Consider the following 10,290-nt stretch of genomic DNA (forward strand, 5'->3'; position numbering starts at 1 on the left):
CGGCTAGGCGGCCAGCAGCTTCCGTACCCGGTCGGCCCCCACTGCCAGCAGCAGCGTGGGCAGGCGCGGCCCGGTCTCCCGGGTCACCAGGAGGCGGTACAGCAGGGCGAAGAACTGCCGCTGGGCGACCTTCAGCTCCGGTGTCGGCTTGGCGTCGGGCTCCAGCCCGGCCATGACCTTCGGTACGCCGTAGACGAGGGTGGTCAGGCCGTCGAGCGACCAGTGCGAGTCCAGGCCCTCCAGCAGCAGCCGCAGCGACTCCCGGCCGGCGTCGTCCAGCGAGGAGAGCAGTTCGGCGTCGGCGGTGTCCCGTACCAGGGTTCGCTGGTCGGCCGGGACCTGGGTGCTGATCCAGTTCTCGGCGCGGTCGAGGCGCGGCCGTACCTCGTCGAGGGAGGCGAGCGGACGGTCCGGCTCCAGGTCGGACAGGATGCGCAGGGTCTGCTCGTCGTGGCCGGCGGTGATGTCGACGACCGAGGCGAGCGTGCGGTACGGCATCGGGCGCGGGGTGCGCGGCAGCTCGTGCGAGGCGACGCGGACGGCGCGGCTGTGGGCGGCGGCGTCGGCGGGCAGCGCGCTGCCGTCGGCGACCTTGGCCTCCAGCTTGTCCCACTCGTCGTAGAGCCGCTGGATCTCCTGGTCGAAGGCGATCTTGAAGGACTGGTTGGGGCGGCGGCGGGCGTACAGCCAGCGCAGCAGCTGCGGTTCCATGATCTTCAGGGCGTCGGCCGGGGTGGGGACTCCGCCCTTGCTCGACGACATCTTCGCCATGCCGCTGATTCCGACGAAGGCGTACATGGGGCCGATCGGCTGCTCGCCGCCGAAGATGTGGACGATCTGGCCGCCGACCTGGAAGGAGGAGCCGGGCGAGGAGTGGTCGACGCCGGAGGGCTCGAAGACCACGCCCTCGTAGGCCCAGCGCATGGGCCAGTCGACCTTCCAGACCAGCTTGCCTCGGTTGAACTCGGAGAGCTTGACCGTTTCGGTGTGCTCGTCCTCGGTGCAGACGTAGGTCATCTCCGTGGTCTCGTCGTTGTACGAGGTGACCTTGGTGAAGTCCTTGTTGCAGACGGCGCAGTACGGCTTGTACGGGAAGTACTCGGCGCCTTCCGCGCTGCCGTCGTCCTCGGCGGCCGCGCCCGAGCCTTCGGCCGCTTCCAGTTCCGCCTCGTCGACCTGCTTCTGCGAGGGCTTCTTGCCGCCCGGCTTCTGCTTGGTGCGGTACTGGTCGAGGACGGCGTCGATGTCGGCGCGGTGCTTCATCGCGAACAGCACCTGCTCGCGGTAGGCGCCGGAGGTGTACTGCTCGGTCTGGCTGATGCCGTCGTACTCGACGCCCAGCTCGGCCAGCGATTCGACCATGGCGGCCTTGAAGTGCTCGGCCCAGTTCGGGTACGCCGATCCGGCCGGGGCCGGTACGGCGGTCAGCGGGCGGCCGATGTGCTGCGCCCAGGCCTCGGGGTCGACGCCGGGGACGCCGGCCGGGACCTTGCGGTAGCGGTCGTAGTCGTCCCAGGAGATCAGGTGGCGGACCTCGTGCCCGCGGCGGCGGATTTCGTCCGCGACCAGGTGCGGGGTCATGACCTCGCGGAGGTTGCCCAGGTGGATGGGGCCGGAAGGGGAGAGTCCGGACGCGACGACGAGAGGTTTGCCGGGTGCTCGGCGCTCCGCCTCGGCGATGACCTCGTCCGCGAAACGGGAGACCCAGTCGGTCTCGGTGCTGCTCTGAGCCACGACACGTCCTTCTATCTCAAATGCTGGCTTCAGCCTTACCTTCGGCCATTCTCCCAGACGGAAGGAGCCGCTCCGGGGTTGCTTTATCCCGTGGGGTGCGTGGTTCTCGCGTGGGATACTCGTCTTTCGTAGGAACACCCCATGCTCAAACCCTCACAGGAACGGCAGCTCATGGCCTCGGTCCCTTCCCTCGCTTCGACCGTCAATCAGCGCGTCGCGGACGCACTCGTCTCCGCCCTGCCGGAGGCCGGTGCCGCCGACCCGCTGCTGCGACGAAGCGACCGGGCCGATTTCCAGGCCAACGGCATCCTGGCGCTCGCGAAGAAGGCGAAGTCCAACCCGCGTGAGCTGGCGACGTCGGTGGTCGAGGGCATCGTGACCGGTGACCTGATCCGGGAGATCGAGGTCTCGGGCCCGGGCTTCCTCAACATCACGATCACCGACCGGGCGATCATCGAGACCCTGTCGGCGCGGGCGCTCGACGACCGGCTCGGGGTCCCGCTCGCGGAGAACCCGGGCACCACGGTGATCGACTACGCCCAGCCGAACGTCGCCAAGGAGATGCACGTCGGGCACCTGCGGTCCGCCGTGATCGGCGCCGCGATGGTGGAGATCCTGGAGTTCACGGGCGAGAAGGTGGTCCGCCGCCACCACATCGGCGACTGGGGCACCCAGTTCGGCATGCTCATCCAGTACCTGCTGGAGCACCCGCACGAGCTGGACCACAAGTCCTCGCAGGAGTCCGTGGAGGCTTCCGGCGAGGAGGCCATGTCGAACCTCAACCGCCTCTACAAGGCCTCGCGCGCGCTCTTCGACTCCGACGAGGAGTTCAAGACGCGGGCCCGGGCCCGGGTGGTGGACCTGCAGGCGGGGGACGAGCAGACCCTCGCGCTGTGGCAGCGGTTCGTCGACGAGTCGAAGATCTACTTCTACTCGGTCTTCGACAAGCTGGACATGGACATCCAGGACCCCGACATCGTCGGCGAGTCCGGCTACAACGACATGCTGGTCGAGACGTGCAAGCTGCTGGAGGAGTCGGGCGTCGCCGTGCGCTCCAACGGCGCGCTGTGCGTGTTCTTCGACGAGTACAAGGGCCCGGACGGCAACCCGACCCCGCTGATCGTGCAGAAGTCGGACGGCGGCTTCGGCTACGCCGCGACGGACCTGTCCGCGATCCGCGACCGGGTGGGCAACCTGAAGGCGACCGAGCTGATCTACGTCGTGGACGCGCGGCAGTCCCTGCACTTCAAGATGGTCTTCGAGACGGCCCGGCGGGCGGGCTGGCTGAACGGCGGCCACAAGGCCGTGCAGCTGGCCTTCGGCACGGTCCTCGGCAAGGACGGCAAGCCGTTCAAGACCCGTGAGGGCGAGACGGTCCGGCTGGTGGACCTGCTGGACGAGGCCGTCGAGCGGGCCACGGCCGTCGTGCGGGAGAAGGCCGAGAAGGTGGGCCTGTCCGAGGAGGAGATCGTCGAGAACGGCCGGTACGTCGGCATCGGCGCGGTGAAGTACGCCGACCTGTCGACCTCGGCCTCCCGGGACTACAAGTTCGACCTGGACCAGATGGTCTCGCTGAACGGCGACACCTCCGTGTACCTCCAGTACGCGTACGCCCGGATCAAGTCGATCCTGCGCAGGGCGGGCGACCGCAAGCCGGTGGCGCACCCGGAGCTGGAGCTGGCGCCGGCCGAGCGTGCGCTGGGTCTGCACCTGGACCAGTTCGGCGAGCTGATCGCGGAGGCGGCCGCGGATCACGCCCCGCACAAGGTGGCCGCGTACCTGTACCAGCTGTCCTCGCTGTTCACGACGTTCTACGACCAGTGCCCGGTCGTGAAGCCGGAGCCGGAGCTCGTCGTGGGCGAGAACCGCCTGTTCCTGTGCGACCTGACGGCCCGCACCCTCACCAAGGGCATGTCCCTGCTGGGCATCCGGACGCCCGAGCGCCTCTGAGGCGCATTCGTCCCGGCCGCAGCCCCGCCCACAAGGGCGGGGCTGCGGCCGTTCACGGCCCGAAGACCTCGACTTTGCAACGTGTCGCCCCGGAGCGGGCGATCCGCGCGTCGCAGGTGATCAGCGGTACCTGCAGCCCCTCCGCGAGGGCGGCGTAGGCGGCGTCGTACGCCGAGAGGTTCGCGTGCAGCTCGCGGACCCGGGGTAGGACCGGCAGGTGTTCCATGCGCCGTACCGGTAGCGAGACGAAGTCGTCCCACGCGGTGTCCAGCTGCCGGTCGGAGAGCTTGCCGCCGCGGTGCCGCCCCAGCAGGGCATGGGCGACCTCGATGTCCAGCAGATGCGGTGTGGTCAGGCGCTCACCGAGCACGCGTTCGCGCACCGCATCGCCGACCGCTCCCGCGTCGGCGACCAGCATCACGACGGCGGAGGCGTCGATGACGATCATTCGCGCCGCCGGCCCGCGTCGAGGTCGCCGACCACCTCGTCGACGGTCAGCCGGGCCGAGACCCGTGAGCGGATGCGTGCGACGACGTCCTCGATCGCTGGTGTCGCGGCCTCCTCCTCCAGCAGGGTGCGCGCGTAGGCCTGGAGGGACTGGCGGTTGCGGGCCGCTCGTATCTTCAGCTCGGCGAGCGCCTCATCGGAAAGATCACGCACATAAAGAGTGGCCATGCAACAAGAGCAGTCGCAATGCCAGCATTTTGCTGGCAGGACGCTGAGCTACGAGCCACCTCGGCGGGGTCACTCGGGCGGGTGGATTGAGGGCAGTATGCCCGGGTAAGGGAGGGCACGTCCTTCCCGCGCTCCGCTACCGGAGGTCCCCGTGCCCGACAAGAACGGCCCCTACAAGGCCGGCACCCCCTGCTGGATCGACCTGATGGTCCCCGACCAGCAGGCTGCGATCGACTTCTACTGCGATCTGTTCGGCTGGCAGGGCGAGGTCGGACCGCCGGAGACCGGCGGGTATGCCGTCTGCGAGCTCAAGGGCAAGCCGGTGGCCGGGATCATGGCCGCCATGAACCCGGACGGGTCCACGCCCGACCCGATGCCCCCGGCGGTGTGGACGACGTACCTGGCCACGGACAGCGTGGACAGCGCCGTGGAGGCGAGCACGGCCGCCGGCGGGAAGACGGTCATGGGGCCCGTGGACGTCATGGACCTCGGGCGGATGGCCGTCCTCTCCGACCCGACCGGCGCGGTGTTCGGGCTGTGGGAGGCGAGGGAGTTCTTCGGCGCCGGCATCGTCAACGAGCACGGCGCGCTGATCTGGAACGAGCTCAGCACCGGTGACCCCGATGCCGCCGCGGCCTACTACCGCAAGGTGCTACCGATCACGACCGCCCCGTCCGCGATCGAAGGGGCGGAGGACTACACCGAGCTCAAGGTCGAGGGGCGCGGGGTGGGCGGGATGATGAACCTCGACAACCTGCCTCCCGGCACGCCTCCGAACTGGCTGGCGTACTTCAACGTGGACGATCCCGACAGTGTGGTCGCGGCGGCGGAGCGGGCCGGGGGCAATGTGCTGATGCCCGCGTTCGACATGGTGGCGGGCCGGATGGCGGTGCTGTCGGATCCGCAGGGCGGCGTGTTCGCGGTCATCCGCGCGACCGCCCCCGAGCAGCCGGTCTAGGTTCTGTCTTTCCGGTCGGCGTCGGGTCCGGATGAGGATGCCGACGAGGTGGGGTGCGGCCTGGCGGGCGATGACGGGTTGTCGGTCCGTGCGGCCAGGCCGCGCCACTGCTTGAGCGGATTCCCCCGGGAGGGGTTTCGCCGTCTACTTGAGAAGGCTGCCGAGGCCGACGCTCCTCGCCGGCGCCGGTGACAGGCCGGATGCGAGGCCGGAGATCTGACGCTTCGCGTCGCGGACCGTCGGAGCGAGGAAGCGGAGCGACAACAGGTTGTCGAGGCTGAGGGGTCCGGCGACGGCGCCGGTGCCGCCGCTCGGATGCTCGGCGGCCTGGACGGTGGGCATGGAGACGAGTCCGACGATGACGGTGAGAGCGGCCCCTGTGGCGATACGGGCAGCGGTGTGGTGAGCCATGAACCCCGTAACGCTGCCGGTGGCCGCGGAGTCACCGGACTTCCGGCCGATCGGGGGCCCGTTCCCCCAAGTGGCCTCGCCGCCTTCACGCACGGGGTTCGTGAGGGCGCCGTACTCGCCCTGCGCAAAAAAACAGCCCCCGGCCGCCTTCCTTCCGGATCCGCAGGGAGGTGCGCGTGTGACGGGGCGCACAGGGAACGTTTTGCCGGTGCGCCTCCTCCTTGGGGTGTCGGTTCACCAACACCCTGGGGGGCACCCGTGGTTGACCTCGTACGACAGCAGCACCGGACCGGGCGGGCGGTGGCCGCGCTGCTGGCCGCCGACGGTCTGGCGCACCTGTACTGGGCGACCGGTCTGACCTGGCCGGCCGCCGACGAGCGGGCCCTGTCGCGGGCGGTGCTGGGCTCGGAGGTGTCCTTCGGGCCGCAGGTGGTGCTGCCGCTGGCGGTGCTGCTGTTCACCGGCGCGGCGGCGGTGTGGGCCCGCTCCCGGGGGCGGGGCGGCCGGCTCGCAACCCTGGTGGTGTTCGGGGTCGCCGCCGGCCTGCTGGTCCGCGGAACGGCCGGCCTGGCCTGGGTGTGCGGGGCGGACAACGGGGGCGGCCCGGTCTTCTTCCGGCTGAACCTGTTCCTCTACACCCCGGTGTGCCTCGGCTTCGGCTGGGCCGCCGTCCGCCTGCTGGTCCGGGACCGCCGGGGCCGGGCGAACAGGGGTGTCCGGAGGGGGGAGTTGCTCGGTGACCACTGACGGCGGCCGGGATCGGGGGGTGGCGCTGGCGCGGGCGGCCCGGGCCGGCGACACCCTCGCCATGGACGAGTTGCTGGACCGGCTCACCCCGTACATCGCGCGGATCTGCACGCCGATCGCGCTCGCCGACGGCCCGGACGCCACTCAGGAGGCGCTGGTCGCGGTGTTCCGGTCGCTGAGGTCGTTGAAGGATCCGCAGGCGTTGTACGGGTGGGTGCGGGCGATCGCCGTGCGGGAGGCGGTGCGGGTCGCCCGGCGGGCCGCGCGGGCGCGCCCGGCCGAACTGGCCGACGTACCGGAGCGCGGTGATCCGCAGCTGGCCGCGGACATCGAGGACGTGCTGGCCCGGCTGTCCCCGTCCCACCGGGCCGTGCTGGTCCTGCGGGACGTGGAGGGGCTGGACGAGGAGGCCGTGGCCGCCCTGCTGGGCGTCCCGGCCGGCACCGCCAAGTCCCGGCTGCACCGGGCCCGGATGAGCTTCCGAAAGGCGTGGTCCGCATGAGCGGGATCGGTACGGTGCACAAGCTGCACGTCATGGCGGCCGGGGTGCGCGGCGCCCGGGTCGCCGAACGGGTGCTGCCCGCGCCCTTCGAGGAGGTGTGGGCGGTGATGGGCGATCTGGAGGGCGAGTTCGGGCGGTTCCAGCCGGACATGCGCGGGGTGCGGGTGCTGCGGGTGTCGGGCGACCGGGTGGAGGCGCTGGCCCGCAGCAGGCACGGGTTCCGGGCGCATCTGCGGGGGTTCGTGCGGCCGGGGTGGTGCTGGCTGCAGAGCCGCTTCCTGATCATCGGGATGGCGGCGGAGGAGGAGCCGGGGGGCGGAACCCGGGTGGCACTGACGGGCGGGGTCCGGGTGCCGGGCCGGGCGGCGGTCGTCCCGTTCGGCACGGCGTCGGAGCTGTCCCGCGCGATGGGCCGGCTGGAAGGGCGGCTGGAAGGGCGGTCGGAGGATCGCCTCGGCGGCCGGCTGGAAGGGCGGCTCGACGGGCGGTCGGAGGATCGGCTGGACGGCCGGCTGGACGGCTTGCCGTAGCCGGGGCCGGCGGGCGCGGGGTGGTCAGCCCTCCGCGCGGCGGCCGACCAGCACCGCCAGCCCGTCGAGCAGCCGTTCCAGGCCGAAGCGGAACTCGAAGTCGGGTTCGTCGGCGCCGGAGAGGATGCCGGAGTCGAGGAGCCGGGTGACGGCGGGGTGCCGGTCCGGGTCGGTCAGCACCCGCAGGGTCCGCTGGTACTGGCCGATCAGCTGGTCGGGCGAGATCCCGCTCTTGACGATGGCGTCGGTCATGTCGGCCATCAGGGTGGCCTCGTTGCGGACGAATCCGCCGACCAGCATCAGGGCGGAGAGCTTTTCGTCCTCGCCCAGCCCGGTGCCGGCGAGGGCGGCCAGACCGCGCTCCATCCAGGCCACCTGGTTGGGCGTGGCGGGCGGCCCGGTGATGGGGATCCGCAGGATCCAGGGGGCCGCCTGCAGGACCGCCCGCTGGGCGCGCGCCCATTCCGCGAGGAGCTCCCGCCAGTCCCAGTGCTCGGCGCCGTCCGGCAGGGGCGGCGGGGTTCCGACGCCGGCGTCGGACATCAGGATGTAGAGCTCTTCCTTGGCGGCCACGTAACGGTAGAGGGACATGGTGGAGGCGCCGAGTTCCTTGGCGACCCGGCCCATGGAGACGGCCTCGATGCCTTCCGCCGCGGCCAGCCGGACCGCCGCGTCGACGATCCGGTCGAGGGTGAGGGCGGGGCGGGGGCCCTTCGCCGGCCGCTCCCGCAGCCCCCAGGCCATTTCCAGGCTCGCCGGAAGCCCGGTCTCCGACTCCGCCATCTGTGCTGCTCCCTGCGCTCGGTTGACCCCATCCTAGTTCTGTGTATTACTTACACAGTAGAGCGTATGCCATACGCAGAAGAGGAGGGCAGCCGTGTCACCACCGTCATCGCCCCGGAGCGGCCTGGGAATCGAGGCTGCCGCAATCACCAAGACCTACGGCAGTCACCGCGTCCTCGACGGCATCGACCTCGCCGTCCCGCGCGGCAGCGTCTTCGCCCTCCTCGGCCCCAACGGCGCCGGCAAGACGACCACCGTCCGCATCCTCGCCACGCTCACCGCCCCCGAAAGCGGCTCCGCCCGGGTGGCCGGCCGGGACATCGCCGCCGAACGGGCCGCCGTACGCCGATCCATCAGCCTCACGGGCCAGTTCGCGGCCGTCGACGACCTCCAGACCGGCACCGAGACCCTCCGCATGATGGGCCGGCTCGCCGGTCTCAGCCGGCCCGCCGCCCGGGCCCGCGCCGCCGAACTCCTCGACCGCTTCGGCCTCGCCGAGGCGGCCGGCCGCATCACTCGTACCTACTCCGGGGGCATGCGCCGCCGCCTCGACCTCGCCGCGAGCCTGGTCTCCCGGCCCGCCGTGATCTTCCTGGACGAGCCGACCACCGGACTCGACCCCCGCAGCCGCCAGGACCTGTGGGACACCGTCCGGGACCTGCGGGCCGACGGCACCACGGTCCTCCTCACCACCCAGTACCTGGAGGAGGCCGACCGGCTCGCGGACCGCATCGCCGTCCTCGACTCCGGCCGGATCGCCGCCGAGGGCACCGCGACCGAGCTCAAGTCCAAGGTCGCCGGCCACCGCCTGGACCTGACCCTGGCCGACCGGGCCGCCTACGACCGGCTGGCCCGGCTCGCCCCGCAGGCCGTCCACCACTCCCCCGACGAACTCACCCTCGGCATCCCCACCGACGGCACCGCTCCGCACGTCCGCACCCTGCTCGACGCCCTCGACCCGGACCGCACCGCCGTCGACCGGTTCACCGTCCGCAGCGCCACCCTCGACGACGTCTTCCTCGCCCTCATCGACCGGACGGGAGCACCTCGATGACCTCGACCGCCCTCGCCTCGACCGCCCTCACCCTGACCGGCCGCCGGCTGCGCATCAGCCTCCGCAGCCCGGACGCGCTGATCACCGCCCTGATGCTGCCGATCATGCTGATGCTGATCTTCGTGTACTTCTTCGGCGGCGCCATCGACACCGGCACGCAGTACGTGACCTACGTCGTCCCCGGGGCCATGCTGCTGTGCGCCGGCTTCGGCGCGGCCGGCACCGCCGTCAGCGTCACCGAGGACATGAAGGACGGCATCATCGACCGCTTCCGCGCGGCCGACATCGGCGGCGTCCCCATCCTCGCGAGCCATGTCGCCGCATCCGTCCTGCGCAATCTGGTCTCCACCGCGCTGGTGCTGGCCGTCGCCCTCGCCATCGGCTTCCGCCCGCAGGCCGGCCCGCCCGCCCTCCTCGCCGCAGCCGGCCTGCTGCTCGCCTACATCACGGCGATCTCCTGGCTGGCGGCCGCCCTCGGCCTGCTCGCCAGGAACCCGGAGGCGGCAGGCGGGTTCACCTTCCTGATGATGTTCCTGCCCTACCCGTCCAGCGCGTTCGTCCCCATCGAGACGATGCCGTCCTGGCTGCACGGCTTCGCCGAGAACCAGCCGCTCACCCCGGTGATCGAATCCCTCCGCGCCCTGCTCCTGGCCCAACCGGCCGGCCACATCCCCTGGCTCGCCCTCACCTGGTGCACGGCCATCACCGCGGCCTCCGTGACCCTGACGTCGATCCTGTTCCGCCGCCGCACACGGTGACGCCCGCGGCAGCGAGTTCCACCCAACGCAACGTCAACTCGCCTGCCCGGAACGGAAGACAGGCGGGTGCGGCGGGCAACGCAACGGCGCCGTGCGGGACTTCGACTCCTACGCCCGCGCCAAGTGGGTCGCTGGTGACTTCAACGGTGACGGGCGGGCCGACATCGGCGCGGTCTACGGCTATGCCG

At 71.3% G+C, this 10,290-nt stretch carries 12 protein-coding genes; 7 read left to right on the top strand and 5 right to left on the bottom strand.

The features are described from left to right. Positions 1-3 precede the first annotated feature (3 nt). Complete coding sequence (lysS, locus tag AB0447_RS30995; protein WP_366480168.1) at positions 4-1,734, bottom strand: lysine--tRNA ligase; 1,731 nt, start codon at positions 1,732-1,734, stop codon at positions 4-6. Between the two features lie 171 nt (positions 1,735-1,905). Here lysS and argS point away from each other — a divergent pair, with 171 nt between their 5' ends. Continuing rightward, positions 1,906-3,684: an arginine--tRNA ligase gene (argS, locus tag AB0447_RS31000; protein ID WP_366480180.1), complete on the top strand. Its 1,779-nt coding sequence runs from the start codon at positions 1,906-1,908 to the stop codon at positions 3,682-3,684. A gap of 52 nt (positions 3,685-3,736) precedes the next feature. Here argS and AB0447_RS31005 read toward each other — a convergent pair whose 3' ends face one another. Both AB0447_RS31005 and AB0447_RS31010 read right to left on the bottom strand, forming a co-directional pair. Next, the gene (locus tag AB0447_RS31005) at positions 3,737-4,132 is read right to left on the bottom strand and encodes a PIN domain-containing protein (RefSeq protein WP_366480169.1); all 396 of its coding nucleotides are present in this window, start codon (positions 4,130-4,132) and stop codon (positions 3,737-3,739) included. Continuing rightward, a complete protein-coding gene (locus tag AB0447_RS31010) occupies positions 4,129-4,359 on the bottom strand; it encodes an antitoxin (protein ID WP_366480170.1) in 231 nt (76 codons plus the stop codon). Before AB0447_RS31010 ends, AB0447_RS31005 begins: the two co-directional genes overlap by 4 nt. Positions 4,360-4,564: 205 nt before the next feature. Between AB0447_RS31010 and AB0447_RS31015 the strand changes: the two genes are divergently transcribed. Then, entirely contained in the window at positions 4,565-5,317 is a 753-nt protein-coding gene (locus tag AB0447_RS31015; protein ID WP_366480182.1) for a VOC family protein, read from the top strand. 144 nt (positions 5,318-5,461) lie between these two features. On the opposite strand, the gene AB0447_RS31020 is transcribed toward AB0447_RS31015, so the two are convergent. Next, entirely contained in the window at positions 5,462-5,728 is a 267-nt protein-coding gene (locus tag AB0447_RS31020; RefSeq protein WP_366480171.1) for a hypothetical protein, read from the bottom strand. Between the two features lie 258 nt (positions 5,729-5,986). Here AB0447_RS31020 and AB0447_RS31025 point away from each other — a divergent pair, with 258 nt between their 5' ends. The 3 genes from AB0447_RS31025 to AB0447_RS31035 all read left to right on the top strand — a co-directional run bounded on the left by AB0447_RS31025 (position 5,987) and on the right by AB0447_RS31035 (position 7,507). Next, a complete protein-coding gene (locus tag AB0447_RS31025; protein WP_366480172.1) occupies positions 5,987-6,475 on the top strand; it encodes a DUF3995 domain-containing protein in 489 nt (162 codons plus the stop codon). A 61-nt stretch (positions 6,476-6,536) separates the two neighbouring features. Beyond that, positions 6,537-6,977 carry an RNA polymerase sigma factor gene (locus AB0447_RS31030; protein ID WP_366480183.1) on the top strand — a complete coding sequence of 147 codons (441 nt, stop codon included), beginning with the start codon at positions 6,537-6,539 and terminating at the stop codon, positions 6,975-6,977. Then, positions 6,974-7,507, top strand: coding sequence for a hypothetical protein (locus AB0447_RS31035; protein WP_366480173.1), 534 nt, complete (start codon positions 6,974-6,976; stop codon positions 7,505-7,507). The genes AB0447_RS31030 and AB0447_RS31035 overlap by 4 nt, the downstream gene beginning before the upstream one ends. Before the next feature lie 24 nt (positions 7,508-7,531). On the opposite strand, the gene AB0447_RS31040 is transcribed toward AB0447_RS31035, so the two are convergent. Further along, on the bottom strand, positions 7,532-8,290 hold the full coding sequence (locus AB0447_RS31040; RefSeq protein WP_366480174.1) for a TetR/AcrR family transcriptional regulator: 759 nt from the start codon (positions 8,288-8,290) through the stop codon (positions 7,532-7,534). Positions 8,291-8,384: 94 nt separating this feature from the next. Between AB0447_RS31040 and AB0447_RS31045 the strand changes: the two genes are divergently transcribed. Together AB0447_RS31045 and AB0447_RS31050 are read left to right on the top strand one after the other, a co-directional pair. After that, the gene (locus tag AB0447_RS31045) at positions 8,385-9,344 is read left to right on the top strand and encodes an ATP-binding cassette domain-containing protein (protein ID WP_366480175.1); all 960 of its coding nucleotides are present in this window, start codon (positions 8,385-8,387) and stop codon (positions 9,342-9,344) included. Next, positions 9,341-10,102 carry an ABC transporter permease gene (locus tag AB0447_RS31050; RefSeq protein ID WP_366480176.1) on the top strand — a complete coding sequence of 254 codons (762 nt, stop codon included), beginning with the start codon at positions 9,341-9,343 and terminating at the stop codon, positions 10,100-10,102. Before AB0447_RS31045 ends, AB0447_RS31050 begins: the two co-directional genes overlap by 4 nt. Positions 10,103-10,290: the final 188 nt, after the last annotated feature.

It is taken from the genome of Streptomyces sp. NPDC051211 (genome assembly GCF_040689505.1).
Lineage (GTDB): Bacteria > Actinomycetota > Actinomycetes > Streptomycetales > Streptomycetaceae > Streptomyces.